24 protein-coding genes are annotated in these 24084 nt (G+C 69.7%); 16 read left to right on the forward strand and 8 right to left on the reverse strand.

The features are described 5' to 3' along the window. Entirely contained in the window at positions 1-867 is an 867-nt protein-coding gene (locus ATSB10_RS06575) for a pseudouridine synthase (protein WP_063671442.1), read from the reverse strand. 134 nt (positions 868-1001) lie between these two features. Between ATSB10_RS06575 and ATSB10_RS06580 the strand changes: the two genes are divergently transcribed. The 4 genes from ATSB10_RS06580 to ATSB10_RS19300 all read left to right on the forward strand — a co-directional run bounded on the left by ATSB10_RS06580 (position 1002) and on the right by ATSB10_RS19300 (position 6503). Beyond that, entirely contained in the window at positions 1002-1547 is a 546-nt protein-coding gene (locus ATSB10_RS06580; RefSeq protein ID WP_063671444.1) for a YaeQ family protein, read from the forward strand. Between the two features lie 187 nt (positions 1548-1734). After that, positions 1735-4206 (forward strand): sensor domain-containing protein, encoded by a 2472-nt coding sequence (locus ATSB10_RS06585; protein ID WP_063671446.1) that lies wholly within the window; start codon positions 1735-1737, stop codon positions 4204-4206. An 85-nt stretch (positions 4207-4291) separates the two neighbouring features. Continuing rightward, positions 4292-6277 carry a CocE/NonD family hydrolase gene (locus tag ATSB10_RS06590; RefSeq protein WP_083966109.1) on the forward strand — a complete coding sequence of 662 codons (1986 nt, stop codon included), beginning with the start codon at positions 4292-4294 and terminating at the stop codon, positions 6275-6277. A gap of 4 nt (positions 6278-6281) precedes the next feature. Beyond that, positions 6282-6503 carry a hypothetical protein gene (locus ATSB10_RS19300; protein ID WP_157469122.1) on the forward strand — a complete coding sequence of 74 codons (222 nt, stop codon included), beginning with the start codon at positions 6282-6284 and terminating at the stop codon, positions 6501-6503. Positions 6504-6560: 57 nt separating this feature from the next. Here the strand turns inward: ATSB10_RS19300 and ATSB10_RS06595 are convergent, their stop codons facing one another. Both ATSB10_RS06595 and ATSB10_RS06600 read right to left on the reverse strand, forming a co-directional pair. Next, positions 6561-7415 carry a PA4780 family RIO1-like protein kinase gene (locus ATSB10_RS06595; RefSeq protein ID WP_063671448.1) on the reverse strand — a complete coding sequence of 285 codons (855 nt, stop codon included), beginning with the start codon at positions 7413-7415 and terminating at the stop codon, positions 6561-6563. A gap of 61 nt (positions 7416-7476) precedes the next feature. Then, a complete protein-coding gene (locus ATSB10_RS06600) occupies positions 7477-8475 on the reverse strand; it encodes an LLM class flavin-dependent oxidoreductase (protein WP_063671450.1) in 999 nt (332 codons plus the stop codon). A gap of 137 nt (positions 8476-8612) precedes the next feature. Here ATSB10_RS06600 and ATSB10_RS06605 point away from each other — a divergent pair, with 137 nt between their 5' ends. Next, a complete protein-coding gene (locus ATSB10_RS06605; RefSeq protein WP_063671452.1) occupies positions 8613-9641 on the forward strand; it encodes an HDOD domain-containing protein in 1029 nt (342 codons plus the stop codon). A gap of 6 nt (positions 9642-9647) precedes the next feature. Here the strand turns inward: ATSB10_RS06605 and ATSB10_RS06610 are convergent, their stop codons facing one another. Beyond that, complete coding sequence (locus ATSB10_RS06610; RefSeq protein ID WP_063671454.1) at positions 9648-10169, reverse strand: hypothetical protein; 522 nt, start codon at positions 10167-10169, stop codon at positions 9648-9650. 275 nt (positions 10170-10444) lie between these two features. On the opposite strand from ATSB10_RS06610, the gene ATSB10_RS06615 reads away from it, so the two are divergent. The 4 genes from ATSB10_RS06615 to ATSB10_RS06630 are packed head-to-tail and all read left to right on the forward strand — an operon-like array spanning position 10445 to position 14772. Further along, positions 10445-11140, forward strand: a complete 696-nt coding sequence (locus tag ATSB10_RS06615; protein ID WP_236886510.1) for a methylamine utilization protein — start codon at positions 10445-10447, stop codon at positions 11138-11140. Further along, the gene (locus ATSB10_RS06620) at positions 11130-13496 is read left to right on the forward strand and encodes a putative bifunctional diguanylate cyclase/phosphodiesterase (protein WP_063671457.1); all 2367 of its coding nucleotides are present in this window, start codon (positions 11130-11132) and stop codon (positions 13494-13496) included. The genes ATSB10_RS06615 and ATSB10_RS06620 overlap by 11 nt, the downstream gene beginning before the upstream one ends. After that, positions 13493-14347 carry a DUF3034 family protein gene (locus tag ATSB10_RS06625; protein WP_063671459.1) on the forward strand — a complete coding sequence of 285 codons (855 nt, stop codon included), beginning with the start codon at positions 13493-13495 and terminating at the stop codon, positions 14345-14347. Before ATSB10_RS06620 ends, ATSB10_RS06625 begins: the two co-directional genes overlap by 4 nt. Positions 14348-14349: 2 nt before the next feature. Further along, complete coding sequence (locus tag ATSB10_RS06630; RefSeq protein ID WP_063671461.1) at positions 14350-14772, forward strand: group I truncated hemoglobin; 423 nt, start codon at positions 14350-14352, stop codon at positions 14770-14772. 9 nt (positions 14773-14781) lie between these two features. Here ATSB10_RS06630 and ATSB10_RS06635 read toward each other — a convergent pair whose 3' ends face one another. Together ATSB10_RS06635 and ATSB10_RS06640 are read right to left on the reverse strand one after the other, a co-directional pair. Beyond that, positions 14782-14955, reverse strand: coding sequence for an oxidoreductase-like domain-containing protein (locus tag ATSB10_RS06635; protein ID WP_063671463.1), 174 nt, complete (start codon positions 14953-14955; stop codon positions 14782-14784). Between the two features lie 3 nt (positions 14956-14958). After that, on the reverse strand, positions 14959-15723 hold the full coding sequence (locus tag ATSB10_RS06640) for a class I SAM-dependent methyltransferase (RefSeq protein WP_063671465.1): 765 nt from the start codon (positions 15721-15723) through the stop codon (positions 14959-14961). Positions 15724-15888: 165 nt separating this feature from the next. On the opposite strand from ATSB10_RS06640, the gene ATSB10_RS06645 reads away from it, so the two are divergent. Then, positions 15889-17349: a GGDEF domain-containing protein gene (locus ATSB10_RS06645; protein WP_063671467.1), complete on the forward strand. Its 1461-nt coding sequence runs from the start codon at positions 15889-15891 to the stop codon at positions 17347-17349. Here the strand turns inward: ATSB10_RS06645 and ATSB10_RS06650 are convergent. Then, positions 17346-17939, reverse strand: coding sequence for a 2'-5' RNA ligase family protein (locus ATSB10_RS06650; protein ID WP_169816703.1), 594 nt, complete (start codon positions 17937-17939; stop codon positions 17346-17348). The genes ATSB10_RS06645 and ATSB10_RS06650 overlap by 4 nt on opposite strands. 213 nt (positions 17940-18152) lie before the next feature. Between ATSB10_RS06650 and ATSB10_RS19305 the strand changes: the two genes are divergently transcribed. Continuing rightward, entirely contained in the window at positions 18153-18311 is a 159-nt protein-coding gene (locus ATSB10_RS19305) for a hypothetical protein (RefSeq protein ID WP_157469126.1), read from the forward strand. A gap of 8 nt (positions 18312-18319) precedes the next feature. Here the strand turns inward: ATSB10_RS19305 and ATSB10_RS06655 are convergent, their stop codons facing one another. Then, positions 18320-19246 carry a LysR family transcriptional regulator gene (locus ATSB10_RS06655; RefSeq protein WP_063671469.1) on the reverse strand — a complete coding sequence of 309 codons (927 nt, stop codon included), beginning with the start codon at positions 19244-19246 and terminating at the stop codon, positions 18320-18322. A 124-nt stretch (positions 19247-19370) separates the two neighbouring features. Between ATSB10_RS06655 and ATSB10_RS06660 the strand changes: the two genes are divergently transcribed. The 5 genes from ATSB10_RS06660 to ATSB10_RS06680 are packed head-to-tail and all read left to right on the forward strand — an operon-like array spanning position 19371 to position 23963. After that, a complete protein-coding gene (locus ATSB10_RS06660; RefSeq protein WP_063671471.1) occupies positions 19371-20600 on the forward strand; it encodes an acyl-CoA dehydrogenase family protein in 1230 nt (409 codons plus the stop codon). After that, complete coding sequence (locus ATSB10_RS06665) at positions 20597-21667, forward strand: phosphotransferase family protein (protein ID WP_063671473.1); 1071 nt, start codon at positions 20597-20599, stop codon at positions 21665-21667. Before ATSB10_RS06660 ends, ATSB10_RS06665 begins: the two co-directional genes overlap by 4 nt. A 2-nt stretch (positions 21668-21669) precedes the next feature. Further along, the gene (locus tag ATSB10_RS06670; RefSeq protein ID WP_063671475.1) at positions 21670-22362 is read left to right on the forward strand and encodes a histidine phosphatase family protein; all 693 of its coding nucleotides are present in this window, start codon (positions 21670-21672) and stop codon (positions 22360-22362) included. 29 nt (positions 22363-22391) lie between these two features. Then, positions 22392-23159: an SDR family oxidoreductase gene (locus tag ATSB10_RS06675; RefSeq protein WP_063671477.1), complete on the forward strand. Its 768-nt coding sequence runs from the start codon at positions 22392-22394 to the stop codon at positions 23157-23159. 15 nt (positions 23160-23174) lie between these two features. Further along, complete coding sequence (locus ATSB10_RS06680) at positions 23175-23963, forward strand: SDR family oxidoreductase (protein ID WP_063671479.1); 789 nt, start codon at positions 23175-23177, stop codon at positions 23961-23963. The last annotated feature ends 121 nt before the right edge of the window (positions 23964-24084 follow it).

The following is a 24084-nucleotide window of genomic DNA, read 5'->3' on the forward strand; positions in this document are numbered from 1 at the left end:
CTAGCGCAGCACCCGGCTGCTCTCGAAATGACGCGGCTCGCCGGTCAGCGGATCGACGAAGTCCAGGGCGCGGGCCAGCAATTGCAGCGGACGCGCCGGATCATCCGGCGCCGGAGCGGCAAGCTGCGGGTACAACGGATCGTTCGCGATCGGCGCACCGAGCGCGGCCATGTGCAGGCGCAACTGGTGCTTGCGACCGGTGACCGGGCGAAGCCGGTAACGCCACACCGCCGCGCCATGCTCGATCACCTCGATGCGCGTCTCGCTGTTCGGCTCGCCCGACACCTCGTGCATGCGAAAGAACGGCTCGCCACGCTCGATGCGCGAGCGTCGCACGAGGGGAAAATCCAGCTCCGGAAGTGGTGGCGCCAGCGCTTCGTAGAGCTTGCCGATGCGCCGCTCGCGGAACAGCCGCAGGTAGGCGTCGCGGTTGTCCGGCCGCGCGGAGAACAGCACCAGGCCCGAGGTCAGCCGGTCGAGCCGGTGCAGCGGCACCAGGTCGGGATTGCCGGTCAGCGCCACCAGACGGGCCAGCAGGGTCTGCGTCACGTAGGCGCCGACCGGCGTCACCGGCAGGCCCGGCGGCTTGTCAGCCACCACCAGATGCGGGTCCACATGAAGCACGCGCACGTCGCCGGGAATGGCCGGCTCGTCGGCCACCTCGCGGAAATAGCGCACCGGCAACCCCACCCGGTACGGCGTCTGCGCGGTGATCGGCGCGCCGTCGGCGTCGAGCACGCGGCCGCGGGCAATGCGATCGAGCCAGCGCTCGCGCGGGATCGCGGCGAAGTGATCGCACAGGCAATCCAGCACCGTGGACCAGGCGCCGGGCGGCAGATGCAGCGTGCTGGGGGGAATCGGAGACACGGCGGGCGATCAGCGGGAAACGTCGGCCAGCGTAACCCGGCCGCCGCGCGCCCGACCACGGCCGAGGGCGACCGGCACCGCGCGCCCGTCGCCCTGCCGTTAGACTGCACGGCTTACTTCCCGGAACGCATCGCATGGCCCCCAACGCCACCATCTACAAGGCCGAACTGCAGGTCAGCGACATGGACCGGCACTACTACGCCACCCATACGCTCACCCTGGCCTGCCATCCCTCGGAAACCGCGGAACGGCTGATGGTGCGGCTGCTCGCCTTCGCCCTGTACGCCGACGAGCGGCTGGAATTCGGCAAGGGCCTGAGCAACGAGGAGGAACCCGACCTCTGGCGCAGGAACTATGCCGGCGAGATCGAGCTGCTGATCGAGCTGGGCCAGCCGGACGAATCGCGCATCCGCAAAGCCTGCGCCCGCGCCCGGCAGGTGGTGGTGGTCAACTACGGCGGCCATGCGGCCGACGTGTGGTGGGACAAGGTCGCCGGCAGCCTTGCGCGGTACCGCAACCTCACCGTGCTGGACATCCCCGAGGCCACCGTGCGGCAACTGGCGGAACTGCTCGAGCGCAGCATGCGCCTGCAGGTGCTGGTACAGGACGGCGAGCTGCAGCTGATGGACGGCAGTCGCAGCGTCAGCGTGCACGCCCGCCGGCGCATGGGGTCGGACTGACCGATCGCCAGGCCGTCGACGGGCACCACCGCCGCCGGCCGACGGCCGGTACGGAAGGCGCCATCGACCCGGCGTGGAAAGCCGTGCGGGGGCGGTGTAACGTCAGCGCACCCGCAGGCACGGGCAGCGACACGGGCAGCGGACGGCCCCCCGGAATCGGCACGGACCAGGATCGAGGCGGTGCGTCATGGGCAGTGCGATGGATCTCGGGAGCATCACACCGATACTTTCGACGGTCTCGGACGGCGTCGTCCTGACCGACCGCGAACGCCGCGTCACCTACGTCAACCAGTCATTCATCGACCTCACCGGCTACGCCAGCGGCGACCTGGTGGGCCGCACCTGCAGCGTGCTGCAGGGTCCACAGACCAACCCCGACACCGTGCGCGCGATGCGCGCCGCGTTGGATGCCGGCGAATCGTTCTGCGGTGAGATCCTCAACTACACCAAGGCCGGCGAGACGTTCTGGAACGAGCTGACGATCACCCCCGTGTTCGAGCAGGGGGTGCTGTCGGGCTTCCTCGGCATCACCCGCGACAGCTCGGCGCGCAAGCAGGCGCTGGAAGTCCAGGCGTCGCGCGAGCGGCTCTACCGGTTCCTGTTCGAGCACGTGCAGGCGGGCATCGTGCTGCACAAGGCAGACACCGAGATCATCTACGCCAACCAGACCGCGCTGCAGCTGCTGGGCATGAGCTACGACGTGCTGCTGGGCGCGTTCTACACCGACGAGCGATTCGATTTCATCCGCGAGGACGGCTCGCCGATGCCCCCGGAGGAGTTTCCCGTGGCGCGGGCGCTGGCGTGCCGGGCGGCGGTGGGCAACTACGTTCTCGGCCTGCGCCGCTGCAGCGACCACCGGCTTGTCTGGGTCATGTGCAATGCCATCCCCAACCTCGACGGGAACGGCGAACCCACCGAGGTGGTGGTGAGCTTCACCGAAGTCACCGGACTGAAGCAGGCCGAGCAGGCGCTGAAGCAGTCCGAGGAGCGCCTCAGCCTGATGCTGCGCGGCGCCAACGACGCCGCATGGGACTGGGACCTGGCCGCCGACGAGCTGTACTACTCGCCGCGCTGGTGGCACATGCTCGGCCTCGAACCCGGCGCGCTGCCGGTGGACTCGCAGATGTGGAAGCGGCGCATGCACCCGGACGACGTGGATCGCGTGCTGGCCGCGTTCGAGGAGTTCCTGGGCGGCGACACCGAGAGCTACCAGCTGGAGTTCAGCCTGCAGCATCGCGATGGGCACTACGTGCCGGTGCTCTCACGCGGTTTCATCCTGCGCGATGCCGACGGCCGCCCCACCCGCGTCTCGGGCACCAACACCGATCTCACCGAGCGCAGGCGCACCGAGCAGCAGATCCATCGCCTGGCGTATTTCGACATGCTCACCGGCCTGCCGAACCGCCGCCAGCTGATGGAGCGCCTCGGCCGGATCCTGGCGCGGCCGGCGCCGGAGCGGCAGCTCGGCGCGATGCTGTTCGTCGACGTGGACAACTTCAAGCTGCTCAACGACACCATGGGCCACGAGGTCGGTGACCTCTTGCTCAAGCAGGTGACCCGCCGGCTGCACGCGTGCGTGCGGGGACAGGACGTGCTGGGCCGGCTCGGCGGCGACGAGTTCGTGGCCCTGCTCGACGACCTCGGTCGCGACCCCGGCACCGCGCTGCAACGGGCCGAGGGTGTGGCGCACAAGATCCGCGACGTGCTCGCCCTGCCCTACACGCTGGGAGGCATCGACTACCGCTGCACGGTCAGCGTGGGCATCGCCCTGTTCGAGCAGGGCGAGCGCGGCGCGGAGAACACCCTCAAGCACGCCGACCTGGCGATGTACCACGCCAAGTCGGCCGGCAAGAACACGCTGCGCGTATACGACCACGCCATGCAGGTGGCGATGCAGGAGCGGCTGGCGCTGGAGCACGACCTGCGCAACGACCTGCAGGCGCGCCGGCTGCATCTGCACTTCCAGCCGCAGGTGGACAGCGAGGGCCGCACGGTGAGTGCTGAGGTGCTGCTGCGCTGGAACCACCCGGTGCGCGGCGACGTGCCACCCGCGCGGTTCATTCCGCTGGCCGAAGCGACCGGACTGATCCTGCCGCTGGGCGAGTGGGTGCTGGAAACGGCCTGCCGCCAGCTCGCCGCCTGGGCGAACCATCCACCTACCGCCGGGTTGAGCCTGTCGGTGAATGCCAGCGTGCGGCAGTTCCACGACCCGGGCTTCGTGCAGGGCGTGATCGACGTCCTCGAACGCACCGGCGCCGACCCGTCGCGGCTGGTGCTCGAGGTCACCGAAAGTCTGTTTGCCGAGAACATGGAGCAGATGATCGAGCGGATGAAACGCCTGCGGAAACGCGGTGTGCGCTTCGCACTGGACGACTTCGGCACCGGCTACTCCTCGCTCAGCTACCTGCAGCGGATGCCGCTGGACGAGATCAAGATCGACCGCTCCTTCGTGCAGGACACCCGCCACGACGAGCACGGCGCGACGATTACCCGGATGATCATCTCGCTGGCCGGCAACCTGGGGATCAAGACCGTCGCCGAAGGCGTGGAAACCATCGAGCAGCGCGACTTCCTGTACCGCCAGGGCTGCCGCCACTACCAGGGCTACCTGTTCGGCAAGGCCATGCCGCCGGAGGCCTTCGAGGCCCAGCTGCGCTGAGCCCGTCGTCTGAGACCATCGGCGAGTGGCCGGCACGGCCCGCGCGCTGATAACGTTTACGCTCCAACCCAGGGGACAAACGAAGATGTCGCGAAAAGCACTTGCCGCCTCCGTGCGCGCGGGCCTGCTGCCCGTGCTCGCCACCGCCCTGCTGGTCGTCTCGGCCGGCGCCGCTGCCCGGCAGGATGCCGCTCCGCAATACCCCAGCTACCCGAGCGAAACGCCGGCGAAGTTCACTCCGGTCAACGCCGACGCCGATTTCGAGCGCCGCGAGGTGATGATCCCGATGCGCGACGGCGTGAAGCTGCACACGGTGATCCTGATCCCGAAGAACCTCAACGGCGACCATGCCAAGAAGGCCGGCATCCTGCTGACCCGCACACCCTACGACGCCGACGGGATGACCACCCTGGCGCAGAGCGGCCACATGGAATCGAACCTCGAGGGCTATGACAACGCGGCCGACGTGATCGTCGAGGATGGCTACATCCGCGTGGTGCAGGACGTGCGCGGCAAGTACCACTCCGAGGGCGACTACGTGATGAATCGCCCGCCGCACGGGCCGATCAATCCGACTCCGGTCGACGACGCCACCGATACGTACGACACCATCGACTGGCTGGTGAAGCACGTGCCGGAGAGCAACGGCAAGGTCGGTACCCTGGGCATTTCCTACGACGGCTTCGAGCCGCTGATGGCGCTGATCCATCCGCACCCGGCGCTGAAGGTGTCGGTGCCGATGAACCCGATGGTCGACGGCTGGATGGGCGACGACTGGTTCCACCACGGTGCCTTCCGCGAGCAGAACCTGCCCTACATCTACGAGCAGACCGCCAGCCGCGGCAACAGCTACAAGTGGTGGTCGAACGTGCACGACGACTACGACCTGTACCTGCGCGCCGGCTCGGCCGGCGAGCTGGCGCGCGAGCACGGCATGGAGAAGTTGCCGTTCTGGCAGAAGGTGCTGGCCCACCCCGCCTACGACAGCTTCTGGCAGGACCAGGCGGTGGACAAGCTCCTCGCGAAGGAGCCGCTGAAGGTGCCGGTGATGCTGGTGCACAGCCTGTGGGACCAGGAGGACATCTACGGCGCCATCGCGGTCTACAAGGCGATCAAGCCGAAGGACACCAGCGGCACCATGGTCAAGCTGGTGATGGGGCCATGGCACCACGGCCAGGAGATCGGGGATGGCAGCTCGCTGGGCGCCATCAAGTTCGGCAGCGACACCGGCAGGTACTTCCGCGAGCACATGCTGCGCCCCTACCTGGCGCAGTACCTGAAGAACGATGCACCGAAGGCCGACGTGGCCCCGGTCACCGCCTTCCAGACCGGCAGCAACCGCTGGGAGAACCTCAGGCACTGGCCGGCCGGCTGCAACAGCGGCTGCGCGGTCAAGCCGACGCCGCTGTACCTGGGCGATGGCATGAAGGCCACATTCACCAAACCGGCCGACGACGGTGGCGACAGCTACGTCTCCGACCCGGCGCATCCGGTGCCGTTCCGCGCCCGGCCGATCCAGCCGGTCGCCTACGGCGAGCACGACACCTGGGCGCAGTGGCTGGTGGACGACCAGCGCGAGGCCTCAGGCCGCACCGACGTGCTGACCTACACCTCCGATGTACTCACGGCCCCGGTGACCATCGCCGGCGAGCCGCAGGTGCACCTGACCGCCTCGACCACCGGCACCGACAGCGACTGGGTGGTGAAGCTGATCGACGTGTACCCGGACGAGGTGGCGGCGCAGCCGGAGATGGGTGGCTACCAGCTGGCCGTGGCGATGGACATCCTGCGCGGCCGCTATCGCCAGGGCTTCGACAAGCCCGAGCCGATCAAGGCGAACACCCCGCTGCCGTACACCTTCACGCTGCCGACCGCCAACCACGTATTCCTGCCGGGCCACCGCATCATGGTGCAGGTGCAGTCCAGCTGGTTCCCACTGTACGACCGCAACCCGCAGACCTTCGTGCCGAACATCATGCTGGCCAGGCCGACGGACTACCGGAAGGCGACGCAGGAGGTGTTCCACTCCAGCTACGTGGAACTGCCGGTGGTCTCGGGCAAGGGCTACTGAGCCCGTGACGGCCGCTTCGCCCGCCGCACGCGCCGAAGCGCGCGCGGCGGGCAAAAGCTGTCACCATGGCGATCGCGGAGATCGCTCCGCAGCGCAGGAGCACGCCATGAAAAGTCTGAACCAGAAGAAAGGCGACAAGAAAAAGGCTCTGAAGACCCCCAAGGAAAAGAAGGCCGAGAAAATCGCCAAGAAGGCGGCGAAGGCCTCCGTCTTCCCCGGGCACTGAATCGAAAAGGGCCGCATCGCGGCCCTTTTCAGTCGGCAAGGCAAGCGCCCTGCCCACTCAGCCCTCCCGCGCCGCCAGCCGCCCCTGCTCGCGGATCAACGCCTCCTCGCGGGCGTCGATGATCGACTGCATCACGCTGTCCACGTCCGCCTCCCGCTCGTCGAACGCGAACTCGCCGGTCAGCGGGGTGTCCGCCTGCAGCCCGCTCTGCTCGAACAGCGCCCACATTTCTTCCGCGTAGTGCGTGTCCAGCAGCTCCGGCGCGAACCGCGCCAGGCTGATGGTGAGGTTGCCGACGTCGCGGCGAAGCATGAAGCGGGCGTTGTTGTTGCCTGCCGCGCTGACCGCCTGCGGCAGGTCGATGATCACCGGTCCGTCCGCGCCCACCAGCACGTTGTATTCGGACAGGTCGCCATGGATCAGGCCCAGGCCGAGCATCCGCGCGACCTGCTGCATCAGGGCGCGGTGCCAGGCGCGCGCGGTGTCCGGAGCCAGGTCGACCTCGCCCAGCCGCGGTGCCGGCTGGCCGTCCTCGTCGGCCACCATCTCCATCAGCAGTACGCCACTGAAGTAGCCGTGCGGCCGCGGAACCCGCAACCCGGCATCGTGCAGCAGGTACAGCGCGTCGACCTCGGCGTTCTTCCACGCCGCCTCGGCCTCGCGCCGGCCGAACTTGGTCGACTTGCCCATTGCCCGGGCCTCGCGGCTGCCGCGCACCTTGCGGCCTTCCTGGTACTGGACACGCTGCTGGAAGCTGCGCTGGCCCATGTCCTTGTAGACCTTGGCGCAGCGGATCGCCTCGCCACAGCGAACCACGTAGACGGAGGCCTCCTTGCCGCTCTTGAGCGGCCGCAGCACCTCGTCGATCACGCCGTCTTCGATCAGCGGCTGCAGGCCGTGGGGAATCTTCATGCGATGGGGCCGGGCCGTACGGGGGAATCGGCCATGATGCCTGAACCGCGCATCCCGGCGCTCATGCGGTCGCGACGAGCGCGTCGCGAACCCCGGCGGCCAGCTCGAACGAGCGCAGCCGCGCGGCATGGTCGAAGACGTTGGCGGTGATCATCAGCTCGTCCGGGCGGTGCCGCTCGATGAAGGCGCGGAGGCCGGCCTCGGCGGTGGCCGGATCACCTACCACGGCACAGGCCAGCGCATGCTCGACGCCTAGCTTTTCGGCCGGGGTCCAGAACGCCTCGATGTCGTCCAGCGGCGGCGGAATCAGCCCAGGCCGCCCCCGCCGCAGGTTGACGAAGGCCTGCTGCTGGGTGGTGAACAGCCGCCGCGCCTCGGCGTCGGTGTCGGCTACCACCACGTTGGCGGCGAGGATCGCGTAGGGCGCGGCCAGTCGTGCCGAGGGGCGGAAATCGCGGCGGTAGATCGCCAGCGCCTGGTCCATTGCATCCGGCGCGAAGTGCGAGGCGAACGCGTACGGCAGGCCCAGCTGCGCCGCCAGCCGCGCGCCGAACAGGCTGGAGCCGAGCAGCCACACCGGCACGTCCAGCCCGGCACCTGGCACGGCCCGCACCGGCTGGCCCGGCGCGGCCGGTTCGAAATAGCCGAGCAGTTCGACCACATCGTCCGGGAAGGTGTCGGCCCGCTCGAAGTAGCGGCGCAGCGCACGCGCCGTGGCCTGGTCGGTGCCGGGCGCCCGGCCCAGGCCCAGGTCGATCCGGCCCGGATACAGGGCGGCCAGGGTGCCGAACTGCTCGGCCACCTGCAGCGGCGAATGGTTCGGCAGCATGATGCCGCCGGCACCGACGCGGATGGTCGAGGTGCCGCCGGCGATATGACCGATCAGCACGGCAGTGGCAGCGCTGGCGATACCAGGCATATTGTGGTGCTCGGCCAGCCAGTAGCGCCGGTAACCCAGGCGCTCGCCGAGCCGGGCCAGATCGAGGCTGTTGCGGAAGGACCGGGACGCGTCGCTGCCTTCGGTGACGGGTGCCAGATCAAGGATCGAAAAGGGGATCATGGGGGCGTCGGAGGGGGGAGAACCGGCTAGATGGGGCCTGCGGACCATCCGCTCCACCCCTGACGCTTCATTTTTCTGTGCGGTGGCCGTTAAGACCGGGGCGAGAGCCGGGGGGAACCCGGCCAGGGATGGGGTGCATGGGCAAGCTGTGGCGCTGGATTCTTGGCTATTCGGACGCTGCGCCGGCGGCGCGGACGTCTGTTGCCGCGCCGGCGCCGCTCCGCGATGTCATCAGGGACACCCCCGAGGCGGTACCGCTGGCCCAGCTCGACGAACGCTTCCACCGGTTCGTGCTGGGCCTGCCGGACTACGCGGTCGACGAGCCGAGCCTGGAGGAGCGCACCCTGCTGCGCCGCCTGCAGTTGCACAGCGTGCAGTTCGACGTGCGCAGCCTGCCCCGCCTGCCCACCGTGCTGCCTCAGCTGCTGCGCTCGCTCAAGGCCGACAACGTCGGCGGTGCCCAGCTGTCCAAGCTGATCGGCCGCGACCCGGTGCTGGTGGGCGAGGTGATGCGGGTCAGCCGAAGCATCTACTACCGCACCCTGCATCCGATCCAGAGTCTTCAGCACGCCGTGGTGCTGCTGGGCCAGGACGGCCTGCGCCGGGTGGTCACCATGCACGTGATGAAGCCGATCCTCCATGCCAGCGCCGGCATGTTCGGCCACGTCGCCGGCCAGCGCCTGTGGGAGCACGCCGAGCGCTGCGCGCACGCCTGCGCCTACCTGGGGAAGTCCACCTCGGACCCGTTCGAGGCGTATCTGGCCGGCATTGTGTGCAACACCGGCACCGGCGCCGTGGTGCGCCTGCTCGACCAGGAGGCTCCGGCCGAAATCGGCCCGCTCACCGGCCAGTTCCTGGCCGCCTGCGCCCGGCTGGGAGCCCAGATTTCGCTGAAGGCCGCCCAGCACTGGGATCTGCCGGCCAATGTGCTTGCGGCGCTGGAGGAACGTGCCGACGGACGCACGCCCCCGTCCTCGCAACTGGGGCGCGCGCTGGCCTGCGCCGACACGCTGACCATGACCCAGGTGCTGTGCGACCACGGCCTGCTGCCCAGCGGCGCCAGCCCGGTCGGGGCGCAGTGCGAGTTCTTCCCCGCCGCGATGATCGAGCGCTGCCAGCAGGACCTGCAACGCCAATTCCGCGAGGCCGAGGCGCAGCCGGACTAGACCGGCCTACTTCGGCAGGCTGTTGCGGACGTCCGGCTCGAGCCCGGCGGCGATCTGCGCGGCTCCATCGCGCAGCAGGGTGACCAGCGCACGGGCATAGGCCGCGTTGTCGGAGCCGGTCGGCACCTTGGTCGTGGACGTGGCCCGGTAGTCATGGCTGGATACATAGCCGCGGGCATTGATGACGCAGTGGAGCGACAACTCCAGTCGCACCGCGTCCGGCGCGTCCTCGTCGCCGCCGCGGAGGGCGGCCTTCGGCCCGTCGCAGGCGATCGTGAGGTTGGTGAAGTAATCCTTCTGCACCGCCGCACGCAGCTGTGCCTCCAGCGCCTTGGCCAGTGGCGGCTCGGGCTGGAGCTTCACGCTCTGGTCCAGCCCTTTCACCTCGAGTTGCTCCGGCCCGTCGCCGAGAATCAGCCAGGGCGCCTGGTTCGGCACCACCAGCGTGTCGAGCGCGACCGGCGTGCGGACGTCGTGGCTGCATGCGGCGAGCAGTGTGACTCCCGCCGCGACCAGGATGCGTTTCATGGTTTGCCCCCCGTTTTGCTGATACCGCTCGAGCCTAACCGGCGCGCCTCCATGCGATCAACGTCGATGGGTCACGAAACCGGGAAGATCCTGCAACCGATTCGCCCGGCCGTTCGTACGCTGGGAGCGTAGGCGTCGGAAGGTCGACCCCGTCGACTCAAGGTCGCGTCACGCATTGCCGATAAGGACAAGCGGCTCGCGGGCCTTGCCCCGCATCCCGGGGGCGGACGACAGCACCGTGGCTCGCTCCGCCACGTCACCGGAAGAGCCTGCCCTTGAGATCACCATCATCCACACGTGTCTTCCACGGCTTCGCCGCCGGGCTGGCGATCATGCTCGCATCCGCCACCGGCGCCTGCGCATCGGTGCTGCAGGTCAGGGTGCACGACACGCACGGCGCACCCGTCACCGATGCCGTGGTCTCGCTGCAGCCGCTGGACCGACCCGCGCCACCAGCACATGACGCCCTCGCCACCATGGATCAGCGCAACCTCAGTTTCGTGCCGCAGGTGCTGGTGGTGCAGACGGGCAGCAAGGTGCGCTTCCCCAACAGCGACAATGTGCGCCACCACGTCTATTCGTTTTCGCCAGCCAAGCGCTTCGAACTGAAGCTCTACGCCGGCAACCACGCGTCCACCGTGCTTTTCGATCACCCCGGAGTGGACGTGCTCGGCTGCAACATCCACGACTGGATGCTTGGGTACGTGGTGGTGGTCGATACGCCCTGGTTCGCCAAGACCGGACCGGAAGGCGTGGCCACGCTCGAAGCGCCGCGCGGTCGCTACACGCTCCAGCTGTGGGACGCACGGCAGGATCCCGCTACGCCACCGGCCGGTGGGACCGTGATCCTCGACGGGACACCCGCGCAGCGGCAGTACACGCTCGCGCTGCACCCGCCCGAGCTCACCAACACAGCGCCGCCGAATCTCGAGATCGGCCTGGGGGACCGGGCCCCATCGCATGCGCATTGATTTCCGCGCCCGCCTCGCGCTGCTGCTGCTGGGCCTGTTCGTGCTGGTGCAGGTGCCCACCTTCCTGGCGTTCTACTACGCCACCCGGCAGAGCGCGCTGAACCAGGCGCAGGCGCGACTGGACGCCGGCGCGAGCGTGTTCGGCGACCTGCTGGCCAGTCGCGGCAGCCAGCTGCAGGACGCGGTGCGCGTCACCACCGCGGACTTCGGCTTCAAGCAGGCGGTGGCCACGGGCGACAAACCCACCATCCACTCGGTGCTCTACAACCAGGGCCACCGCATCGCCGCCGACCTCACCGTGCTGACCCGGCTCGACGGCCACGTGGTCGCCAGCCTCGACGGCGACGGGCGCAGCGTGCCCGCCGGCGACTGGTCGGGACTGGTCGCCGGCGCGGATGCGAACGCCAGCGGCACCTCGGTGGCGGTCATCGGCGGGCGGCCCTACCAGCTGGTGATCGTGCCGGTCCGCGCGCCGACGCCGATCGCCTGGGTCGGCATGGGCTTCGCCCTCGACGGCAAGCTGGCGCGCACGCTGAAGGAGCTGACCGGGGTGGAGGTGAGCTTCGTGGCGCGCGACGACGACGGCCAGCGCTGGGTCGCCAGCACCCTGCCCGCTCCCGGCACCACCGAACGGGACGCGCTGTTCGCCGCGGCCGGCGGACGCGGTGGCGAACCCAGGCTGGTGGCGCTGGGTCCGCACGACTATTTCACCCGCTGGCAGCCGCTGCCCGGCCGTGGCGGCACCGCCGGCGCGCTGCTGCAGTACTCGCGCGACCGGGCGCTGTCGAGCTACCACGCGCTCGGCGGCGAGCTGCTGCTGATCGCGCTGGTATCACTGCTCGCCTCGATCGGCGGCGTGCTGTGGCTGTCGCGCAACGTGACCCGTCCGGTCTCGCAGCTCGCCGAGGCGGCCCGGCGCATCGGCCACGGCGACTACCTCGGACTGGTGCCGGTGGAGCACAACGATGAGCTCGGCCAGCTGGCCGAGGCGTTCAACGCCATGCAGCGCGGCATCGCCCGGCGCGAGCGGCAGATCGCCCATGCGGCCTTCCACGACAACCTCACCTCATTGCCGAACCGGGCGCGCATGCAGCAGCTGCTGGGCGAAGCGCTGGCACGGGCGCGCGACGACGGCCAGCCGCTCGGTGTGCTGATGCTGGACCTGGACCGCTTCAAGGAAATCAACGACACCATGGGCCACGCCATCGGCGATCGCGTGCTGATCGAGGTGGCCCAGCGCCTGCAGGCCGCCCTTGCCGAGGGCGACGCGCTTGCGCGCTTCGGCGGCGACGAGTTCGTGCTGGTGGTCGGCGCGGTCGACCGCGCCGCGCTGGACGCCCGGGTCGAAGCGGTGGTCGCCGGCGTCTCGCAGCCGGTGACAGCGGGCGCGGTGGAGCTGTTCCTGGAGGCCAGCGCCGGCATGGCGGTGTTCCCCGAGCACGGCGAACATCCGGACGACCTGCTGCGCCGCGCCGACATCGCGATGTACGACGCCAAGAAGGCGCGCCAGCGACTGCAGGTGTACCGCACCGGCCGCGACGCCGAACACCTGCACCGGCTCTCGCTGGTCAACGACCTGCGCCGCGCGGTGCCCAACGGCGAGCTGGAGCTCCACTACCAGCCCAAGCTGCAGCTCAGCAGCCGGCGCGTCGCCCATGTCGAGGCACTGCTGCGCTGGCGCCACCCGCAGCACGGACTGGTGCCGCCGGACGAGTTCATCCCGTTGGCCGAACACTCCGGCCTGATCCGCTCGCTCACCGACTGGGTGCTGCACGAGGTGATCCGGCAATGCGCCGAATGGGCCGACAGCGGACTGGACATCGGCATCGCGCTGAACCTGTCGGCGATGGACCTGGGCAGCGGCGACCTGCCCGACGTGCTGGCGCGCCACCTCGCCCGCTACCGGCTCGACCCGGGCCGGCTGGTGCTGGAGATCACCGAGACCGCGGTGATGCGCGACGCCTTCTACTCGCTGGAGGTGCTCAACCGCCTCAAGGCGTGCGGCGTGATGCTGGCGATCGACGATTTCGGCACCGGCTACTCCTCGCTGTCGCACCTCAAGCGCCTACCGGTGGACGAGCTGAAGATCGACAAGTCCTTCGTGATCGGCATGGACCAGGACGAGGACGACGCGGTGATCGTGCGCTCGACCATCGAGCTGGCCCACAACATGGGGCTGAAGGTGGTGGCCGAGGGCGTGGAGACCGAGGCCACCATGGAGCTGCTGCACCGCTACCGCTGCGACAGCGTGCAGGGCTACCTGATCAGCCGGCCGATGGCCGTCGCCGAGGCCACGCGCTGGCTGGGCGAGGCGAGCCGGCGGTACAACGCCGAAGCGGCGGGCACGGTGGCATGAAGGCGGCCTTCGCCATGCTCGCCGTGCTCGCCCTGTCGCCGGTCGTTGCATGCGCCGGCGACGGCCGCCTGCTCGCCACCGGCGGCGTGACCGAGGTCGAGGGCAGCGCCGGCGGCGGCCTGGTGCCGTGGGCGGTGCTGGCCGGCTACGGCACCCGCGACGAGGTCGGGGCCACCGCCTTCCGCACCCGGCTCGACCTGCCCGACTACCGGCTCGATGCCTGGGGAGCCGCGTTCACCTGGCACGACCGGGTGGAGTTCTCCGTGGCGCGCGACCGCTTCGACCTGGGCACGCTTGGCCAGGCCATCGGCCTGCCCGGGGCCGCACTGCGCCAGGACGTGATCAGCGCCAAGCTGCGTCTTGCCGGCGATCTGGTGTACGGCCCGTGGCCGCAGCTCGCGGTGGGCGTGCAGCACAAGCGCCTGCTGGATTTCACCATCCCGCGGCTGGTCGGCGCACGGCGCGACCGTGGCACCGACGTCTATCTCGCCGCCAGCCAGGTGCTGCTCGGCGCCGCTGGCGGCTACAACCTGTTGTGGAACGCGACGCTGCGCTCCACCGCGGCCAACCAGTTCGGCCTGCTCGGCTTCGGCGGCGACCGTGGCGGGCGCCGGCTGGTCGGCGAGGGCTCGCTGGCGGTGCTGCTGGATCCGCACGTGGCGGTGGGCGCCGAATACCGGCAGAAGCCGGACCATCTCTCGTTCGCCCGCGAGAGCCGCGCGGCCGACCTTTTCGTCGCCTGGTTCCCGGACAAGCACGTGTCGCTGACCGCAGCCTACGTGTCGCTCGGCCCGGTCGCCGGGCTGCGCGACCAGCGCGGCTGGTACCTCTCGCTGCAGGGGAGCCTGTGACGATGCGGCGCCTCGCCCCGCTTGCCGCGCTCGCGCTGCTGGCCGCCTGTGCCGGCGCGCCGAACCGCGAGCCGACGCTGTACGAGCAGCTCGGTGGGCGCGACGGCATCGCGGCGATCACCGACCACCTGCTCGACGCGTTCGCCCGCGACCCGCGGGTGGCCCCGACCTTCGATCATGTCGACATCCGGCGCTTCCGCCGCTACTTCGCCGACTACCTGTGCCAGACCGCCGACGGCCCCTGCCGCTACACCGGCGACCCGATGTCCGAGGTGCATCGTGGCATGCACATCGACGAAGCGATGTTCAACGCGGTCGTGCAGGACCTGATCATCGCGATGGACCGGGAACACGTCCCGGTACGCGTGCAGAACCGGCTGCTGGCCCGCCTGGCGCCGCAGCGCAAGGACATCATCTACCACTGAACACCGGTCTCAGGCCGGCGCGTCCGGATGACGGGCGCGCCACGCCGCCAGCGCCTCGCCGTACTCGCCCAGCGCCTGCTCGTACAGATCGTAGACACAGGGGATGCAGCCCTGGCCACAGCACTCGCCGGGCTCGGGCTCCGGCGGAGGCTGCGGCCTGGGATCACGTTCCAGTTCCGCCATCGATCAGTGCGCGGGCTTGCGGAAGCGGTAGGCGAACTGGTCGGTATGCCCGCGGATCGACGGATCGAACACCTTGATGTCGTGCGGATCCTTCGGGTTGCGCAAGACCTTGCTCTCGCCGTCGAACACGAAGCCGACCGACTCGACCTGCTTCTTCACGATGGCCGGGTCGATCCGGTGCAATGTATCGGTATCGCTCATGCCGGATCCGGCCGGCGCCACGTGGTCGACCACCACGAACAGGCCGCCGGGCTTGAGCGCGTCGTACACCTGCTTGTCGAACGCCACCGGGTCGACGTGGCCCATGAACTTGTCCGGATAGTCGTGGTAGTTCTGCGAGGTGAACACCAGATCCACCGGCTCGGGCGTAGAGAATTGCGTCGCCGGCTGCACCAGCACGCTGATGTTGGCGTAATGCGGCTCCTGCGAGAGCTTGCGCAGGTTGGCCGAATCGGGCTGGGACACCTTGTCGTAGGCGTCGGGCCAGATGCCGTAGACATGGCCTTTCGGGCCCACGATCACGCTAAACACCCGGCTGAAGTAGCCGCTGCCGGGGATCAGGTCCACCACCTTCTGACCCGGCTTCACCTCGGCAAAGGTCATCAGCGCGCCGATCTTGCGGCGCGCGTCGTTGGCAGCGTCCGCCTTGCGCGCCGGATCGGCGACGGCGGCGCGCACGTAGGACGGTTCCGTCCTGGCATGGGACGAGGCGACAGCGGCCATCGGCATCAGCAACGCCAGGCTGGCGGCAAGCAGGGTAAGGCGCATGGCGGATCTCCGGCGGGGGAAAGGCGACAGTGTGCACCCTCGACCGGGCGGTCGTCGCCATGACCGGCGCCCTATGCCCCTGCACCACCTGTTGCCGCGCCCCGCTCCAAGTAGTACTAGTGCTGTGTCCCGCCCGGACCGCCGTCACGACCAAGGATGCCGCCGATGACCTTGCTGTTCGCATGCGTTTTCGTCCTCCTGCATGCGTCGGCGATCTTTTTCCTGCCTGCCTATGCCATGCAGGTGTCCTACGCCTTCCTGCTGGCCGCGCCCCTGATCGCGGCCGCCGCAGCCCTGCGTCAGGGCCTGCGCGGTGGATGGCGCGCCGGACGTGGCTGGCTGCTGATGGCGCTGGGCATGGTGTCGTGGGCGCTGGGCATGGCGGCAAGCCTGCGACAGGACCTGTTCCTGGACAACGCGAACGCGGCCCCGGGCGACAGCACGCTGCTGTTCGTGTTGTACGGGGTGCCGATCGTGCTGGCCATCTCGGCACCTTATGTGGAGGGCGAGTCCCCGCTGGTGCGGAGCATCGATGCCATGCTCGCCCTGGCACTGGGCTACCTGTTCTACGTGCACGTGTTCAGCGTGGTGACCCTGCATGGCGCCGGCAGCCGCGAGCAGGCCGAATACATGGCCCGCATGCTCGATGCCGAGAACCTGTTCGTGCTGCTCGCCTCGGCCATCCGCTTCAGCGCCAGCGACCGTAGGCACGAATTCCAGTTCTACCGGGCGGTGGTCACCTTCGCCGGCCTCTATACGGTGACCACCGCCTACTACAACCACTTCGTGGCGCTGGGCGACCATCCCGACTTCGGCTCGCTGCGCGACCCGCTGGTCGACGTCCCTTTCCTGGCCTTCGCACTGACCGCCTGGCGCGAGCGCGCGCGGACACCGCGACGGCCGTCGCCGGCCCTCGTCCGCATGGTCCGCAGTGGCAGTCCGCTGTTGATGGCGCTGGCGCTGCTCGCCCTTGCGATCGTGGTGCTGCAGGAGCGCTTCTACGCAGGCGTGACCGGCATCGTGGTGGCCGTGCTGGGCTACGGCGCCCGCAATACGCTCACCCAGGTCCAGCACATCAAGAACGAGGAAGGACTGCGCCGGCAGAGCGACGAGCTGGCAACGATGGCGCACACCGACAGCCTCACCGGCCTGCCGAACCGGCGCGCACTGGACGAGGCGCTGGAGCGTGCCTGGTACCGGCCCGGGGTGATCCGTGACCGCATCACCCTGCTGATGATCGACATCGACTACTTCAAGCAGCTCAACGATACCTACGGCCACCCGGCCGGGGATGCCTGCCTGAAGAAGATCGCCGAAGCGCTGCGGCAGGTGCTGGGGCGACCGGGCGACATGCTGGGCCGTTACGGTGGCGAGGAGTTCGCGGTGGTGATGACCGGGGCTCCGCTGCAGGCCGGGCTGGTGGTCGCCGAGCGGCTGCGCCAGACCGTCGAGGCGCTGGCGATCGAGAATTCCGGCAGCCCGCACGGCGTCGTCACGATCAGCGTCGGGGTATCCAGCAGCATGGCCGGACTGCGCCCGCTGGACCTGCTGGTGGCCCAGGCCGACAGCGCCCTGTACCAGGCCAAGCGAAACGGCCGCAACCGCATGGCGGCCATCGACGACTAGCCTCCCAGCCGCCAGCGACCGAGCGTCCGGTAGTCACGATGACCGACCTCACCGTGCAGCAACTCGAGCGCATCGACCGGCCACTCCACGCCTCCCTCGAGCATGACCGGTGCCGGCAATGCGCGCTCGGCGTAGGCCAGGGTCACATGCGGCACGAAGCTGCGAACCATGTGGCCGTCCAGGGCACGGCGTACCAGCTCACGCCGCAGACCACTCCACAGTTCCAGCAGCGCACGGACATCCGATCCACCTCGCAGCACGCAGGGCGGCTGGCGACCGCGGAAGCTGTCGATGCGATCGGCCATCCAGACGAACGGCGACGCTTGCGCGGCGGCAGCTTGACCCGCCGCACGCGCCGAAGCGAGCAGCGCGTCGCCGAGGGTCACGTGGTCGCCAAGGAAGGCCAGCGTCAGGTGGTATCGCGCCGGCTGCACCCAGCGTCCCGTCAGTGCACGTTGCGCGCGCAGCGAGGCGGCGACCTCGGCAAGCCGCGCCCGTGCGGCCTCCGAAGGGACCAGTGCGAAGAACAGGCGATGGCGTGGCATGGGTGCCTGCACCGGGTCGAACAGGCTGTCTTGCGGCGAAGGCATGGGCAAGGACGCAGTGGTCGCCGGGACCGGGCCCGGCAGGTTAGCAGCGCAATGCCGGCCTTGAACGTTACGTTCGCGTAACGCGGAGCGGAGCATCGTCGAGGGGCGCTGCCCGGGCCCATCGCTGTCGATGGAGGCACACGTTCCGGGCCCGGTCGAGGCCCAACCGCACCGACGCGCTCCCGACCGGGAGCCTCCGACCGCAGGTCCGCCATGTCTTCGCCTACCCGAGAAATGACCGCTTCGGACATCCACAACGTCTATCGCATGGATGCCGCCCGTCCCGCCAAGCCGGCCGCACGCAAGCGCAAGGCAGCCAGGAAAGCCGTCGACAAGACCGCTTCTCCGGCACGCAAGGCGGCGCGCCGCTAGCCTCGCTCTCAGCGCCCGCCCGGCAACGCCGCCGAGGCAGCCCGTATCGCCGCCATGATCTCGCCGCGCAACCAGGCGTGACCGGCTTCGTCGGTCCGCGCGGCCGACCAGTAGGCATGGATCGGCACCGGCTTGAGCTTGAGCGGCAGCGCTTGCACCACCAGCGGCAGCATCGCGGCCAGGCTCTGCGCGTAGCCGGCCGGCAGGGTCAGCAGCAGGTCGCTCGCCGCCACCACCTGGCAGGCGGCGAAATAGTGCTGGCAGGTCAGGCGCACGTCGCGGTCGCGACCGTCCTGATGCAGCAGCACGTCCAGTGCCGCCGGCTCGCCCAGCGGCGACACCGCCACGTGGCTGGCGGCGAGGTAGTCGGGTCGGCGCAGCGGGTATTTCGCCAGCGGATGGTCGCGGCGCATCGCCACCCCCAACGGTTCGTCGATCACCGGCTCGCTGGCGATCCGCGCGCCGACGCGCTGACGGCGATCCACGGCCAGATCCAGCGTGCCGGCGAGCAGGTCACGCTCCAGCTCGCCCGCCGTCACGCGGCGGCTCACCAGCCGCACACCCGGCGCCTTCTCCGCCAGCCGCCGCACGAGCGGCGGCAGGGCGATCGACTCGAGCACGTCGCGACAGCCGATGGTGAAGGTCATCTCCAGCGTCCCCGGCACGAACGGCAGCTCGCGCTGCACGCTGGCCTGCAGGCCGCGCAGGTGCTGCTGCACGTCGCCGATCACCCGCAGCGTGCGCTCGGTCGGCACCACGCGGTTGCCCTGGCGGACGAACAGCGGATCGCCGAAGTGCTCGCGCAGGCGGTTGAGCGAATGCGTCACCGCCGGCTGGGTCAGGTGCAGCGCGCGCGCCGCGGCGCTGATCCCGCCGTGCACGTGGATCGCATCGAGCACGCGGAACAGGTTGAGGTCGATGCGGCGGGCGGGCATGCGGGCGATCCGTGCGGAGGTGCGCCGAGCATATCAATGCTGGCGATGACCCGGCATAAGGCACATGCATTTCAATGATTCGATACGCCGGCGTACGCTCCACCAGTCACCAGGAGCCGCCACCGTGGATTTCTCGCACTCCAGCCGCAGTCGCGAACTGCTCGACCGCCTCGACCGCTTCATGCGCGAGAAGGTGATCCCGGCCGAACCGGTCTATGCCAGCCAGCTCGCCGGCGGCGCCGACCACACCCGCTGGCGCCAGCCGCCGATCATGGAAACGCTGAAAAGCCAGGCGCGGGCCGAAGGCCTGTGGAATCTGTTCCTGCCCGACGGCGAGCACGGCGCCGGCCTGTCCAACGCGGACTACGCGCCGCTGGCCGAGCGCATGGGGCACAGCTTCATCGCGCCGGAGGTGTTCAACTGCAACGCGCCGGACAGCGGCAACATGGAAGTGCTGGCTCGCTACGGCACGCCGGCGCAGCAGGCACAGTGGCTTAAGCCTCTGCTGGGCGGATCGATCCGCTCGGCGTTCTGCATGACCGAGCCGGAGGTCGCTTCCTCCGACGCCACCAACATGCGCGCCACCGCCACGCTGGACGGCGACGAGGTGGTGCTCGACGGCCACAAGTGGTGGTCCACCGGCATCGGCCATCCGCACTGCCGGGTGCTGATCTTCATGGGCCTGACCGATCCTCACGCGCCGCCGCACGCGCGCCACTCGATGGTGCTGTGCCCGCTGGATGCGCCGGGCGTCACCGTCGAGCGCATGCTCACCGTGTTCCACGACTACGACGAGCCGGGCGGCCATGGCCAGGTGCGTTTCGACAACGTGCGCGTGCCTGCGTCGAACATCCTGCTCGGTCCCGGCCGCGGCTTCGAGATTGCGCAGGGACGGCTGGGCCCCGGCCGCGTGCACCACTGCATGCGGGCGATCGGCGCAGCGGAACGCGCGCTCGCCCTGCTCTGCCGCCGCGCCCGCGAACGGGTCGCCTTCGGCAAGCCGCTGGCCGAGCTGGGCGGCAACGGCGAGCGCATCGCCGAGCTGCGCATGGCGATCGAACAGGCCCGGCTGCTCACGCTGAAAGCGGCCTGGACGCTCGACACCGCTGGCCCCAAGGCCGCGCTGAGCCTGGTCTCGCAGATCAAGGTGGTGGTGCCGAACGTGGCGCAGCGGGTGATCGGCGCGGCGATCCAGATCCACGGCGGCGCCGGTCTTTCCGACGACTTCCCGCTGGCCGCGCTGTACGCGTATGCCCGCGTGCTGCGGCTCGCCGACGGCCCGGACGAAGTGCACCGCGCCGTGGTCGCCAAGCTCGAACTCAAGGCCCAGCAGCAACACGGAGACGCCCGATGAGCGCCGCCATCGACCAGCCGCGCCCGGTGCGCGCCGAGGACGCCTTCGACCTCGCCCGCGTCGACGCCTTCCTCAAGGAGCGCATCGAAGGCCTCACCGGCACGCCCGAGCTTGGCCAGTTCCCCGGCGGCGCCTCCAACCTCACCTACCTGCTGCGCTACGACGGGCGCGAGCTGGTGCTGCGCCGCCCGCCGCCCGGGGCCAAGGCGAAGTCCGCGCACGACATGCTGCGCGAGGCGCAGGTGATGACCGCGCTGCGCCCGCACTACCCGTACGCGCCCCGCATCCTCGCCACCTGTCACGACGCCGACGTGCTCGGCTGCGACTTCTACGTGATGGAACGGCTGGCCGGGGTGATCCTGCGCCGCGAGCTGCCGGCCGACCTCGGCCTGGACCCCGCTGGCGTGCGCGCGCTGTGCACCGGCTTCATCGACCGGCTGGTCGAGCTGCACCGTGTCGACTCGACCGACCCGGCGATCGCCGCGCTCGGCAAGGGCGAGGGCTATATCGCGCGGCAGGTCGCCGGCTGGAGCGAGCGCTACCGCCAGGCGCTCACCGACGGCAGCGACCCGTGCGAGGACGCGATGGCGTGGCTGGCCGAGAAACAGCCGCCGCGCGAGACCGCGATCTGCGTGATCCACAACGACTACCGCCTCGACAACGTGGTGCTGGACCCGGCCGACCCGCTCACCATCACCGGCGTGCTGGACTGGGAGATGACCACCCTCGGCGACCCGCTGATGGACCTCGGCGGCGCGCTGGCCTACTGGGTGCAGGCCGACGACGACCCGGTGTTCCAATCGTTCCGCCGCCAGCCCACGCACGCGCCGGGCATGCTGACCCGTCGCGAGGTGGTGGACTACTACGGCGAGCGCACCGGCTGGAACGTGGAGCACTTCGACTTCCACGAGGTGTTCGGGCTGTTCCGCCTGCAGGTGATCGTGCAGCAGATCTACCGCCGCTTCGCGCTGGGACAGACCAGCAACCCGCAGTTCGCCGGCTTCGGCGACGCGGCGAAATACCTGGCCCAGCGCTGCCGCCGGCGCATCGCCGCCTCGGGCCTCTGAGCATGGGTGACCTGCTGCTGATCCGTCACGGCCAGGCCAGCTTCGGCGCGGCCGACTACGACCGGCTCTCGCCCGTGGGCGAGCAGCAGTCATTGCGCCTCGGCGCGTGGCTGGCTGCGCACGAAGCGCCTCCCGCACACGTGGTGCGTGGTGCGCTGCGCCGCCACGCGCAGACCGCCGAGCACTGCCTGCGCGGCGCCGGCCTCGACACCCCGATCGAGGTCATCGCCGCGCTGGACGAGCTGGACCACGTCGACCTGCTGGCCCGCCACCGTCCCGACCTCGACGGCCACGAAGCGTTCACTGCCGAACTGCGCGCATCGACCGATCCGCACCGCGCGTTCCAGCAGATGTTCGTCGCCGCGGTAGACCGCTGGACCGCCGGCGCGCACGACCACGAGTACGCGCGCAGCTGGCCGCAGTTCCGACGCGGCGTGCTGGAGGCACTCACTGCCCTCGCCGCCCGCGCCCGTGACGCGGACGGCGACACCTGGATAGTCACTTCCGGCGGGCCGATCGCGGTGATCGCCGCGCAGCTGTTCGGCACGCCGCCGGAGCACACCTTCGCGCTGAGCTGGCCGCTGGCCAACACCGGCCTGAGCCGCGTGCGGGTGAACGGGGCCGGCCCGCAGATGGTCACCTACAACGCCTGGCCGCATCTGGCCGGCGCCGCCGGCCTGCTCACCTATCGCTGACCTTTCCGCATTTTTCCGAGGACACCTGCATGACCACCGAGCTGTTCGACCTCACCGGCAAGATCGCCCTCGTCACCGGCGCCAGCCGCGGCATCGGCGCCGAGATCGCCCGCCTGTTCGCGGCGCAGGGCGCGCACGTGATCGTCTCCAGCCGCAAGCTCGAGGACTGCCAGACAGTGGTCGACGGCATCGTCGCCGAGGGCGGCAAGGCCGAGGCCATCGCCTGCCACATCGGCGAGATGGCGCAGATCGAGGCGCTGTACGCGGCCATCGACGCAGCCCACGGCCGGCTCGACATACTGGTCAACAACGCCGCCACCAACCCGTATTTCGGCCCGATCACCGACACCGACCCGGCGATCTTCCAGAAGACCGTCGACGTGAACATCCGCGGCTACTTCTACATGTCCACCCACGCGGCGAAGCGCATGGCGAAGAACAGCGGCGGATCGATCGTCAACGTCGCCTCGGTCAACGGCGTGGTGCCCGGCTTCCAGCAGGGCATCTACTCGATCACCAAGGCCGCGGTGATCTCGATGACCAAGGCCTTCGCGGTGGAATGCGCCGAGGCCGGCGTGCGCTGCAACGCGCTGTTGCCCGGCCTCACCGACACCAAGTTCGCCTCGGTGCTGGTGAACACCCCCGCCATCCTCAAGCAGGCGATGGCACACGTGCCGATGCGCCGCGTGGCGCAGCCCTCCGAGATGGCCGGCGCCGCGCTGTACTTCGCCAGCGCCGCCTCCTCCTACACCACCGGCGCCGTGCTCAACGTCGACGGCGGCTACCTCTCCGTCTGATCCGGGAACGCGACCATGACCCTCGCTGATACCGCCCGCCTCGCCGGCAAGCGCGCCTACATCACCGGCGGCGCCGGCGGCCTCGGCGGCGCCATGGCGAAGCTGTTCGCCCGACACGGCGCCAAGGTCTTCCTCGCCGACATCGACGGCGACGGCGCCCGGGCGCAAGCCGCCGCGATCAACGCCGAGCACGATGACACCGTAGCCTGGTCCGCGGCGCAGAACGTGCGCGACGAAGCGCTGTGGCCGACCCTGCTGGAACAGGCCGCGCAGGCCATGGGCGGCCTCTCGGTGCTGGTGAACAACGCCGGCATCGGCGCCCTCGGTGGCGTCGAGAGTCTCGCCACCAAGGACTGGCAGCGCGTGATGGGCGTGAACGTGGAAGCGGTCTACTTCGGCTGCAAGTACGCCCTGCCGTGGCTGAAGCAGAGTCAGCCTGGCTCGATCATCAACATCTCGTCGATGGCCGCGTACAAGGTCGACCCCGACTACACCGTCTACAACGCCTCCAAGGCCGCGGTGGCCTCGCTGAGCAAGTCGGTGGCGGTGGACTGCGCGCGCCAGCAGCTGGCGATCCGCTGCAACTCGATCCACCCCGCCTTCATCCGCACCGGCATTGTCGAGCCGTTCTTCCAGCAGCTCGGCGAGGAGGAAGCGATCCGCAAGCTCACCCGCGGCAACCCGATGCGCCGCCTCGGCGAACCGGACGATGTGGCTTACGCTGCGCTCTACCTCGCCTCCGACGAAAGCCGCTACGTCACCGCCGCCGAGCTGCGCGTGGATGGCGGGGCATCGGCGGTGTGATGCGCGCGCTTCGTACCCGCATCAAGACGCTGGATGACCGGCGTTCGCCGTTGAACAGCGACTCCAGCATGCGCTGGAATGACGAGCGTGTGCTCTGCCACGTCTTGGGCGGGCAACAACT

Source organism: Dyella thiooxydans, from assembly GCF_001641285.1.
GTDB classification, from domain to species: Bacteria; Pseudomonadota; Gammaproteobacteria; order Xanthomonadales; family Rhodanobacteraceae; genus Dyella_A; species Dyella_A thiooxydans.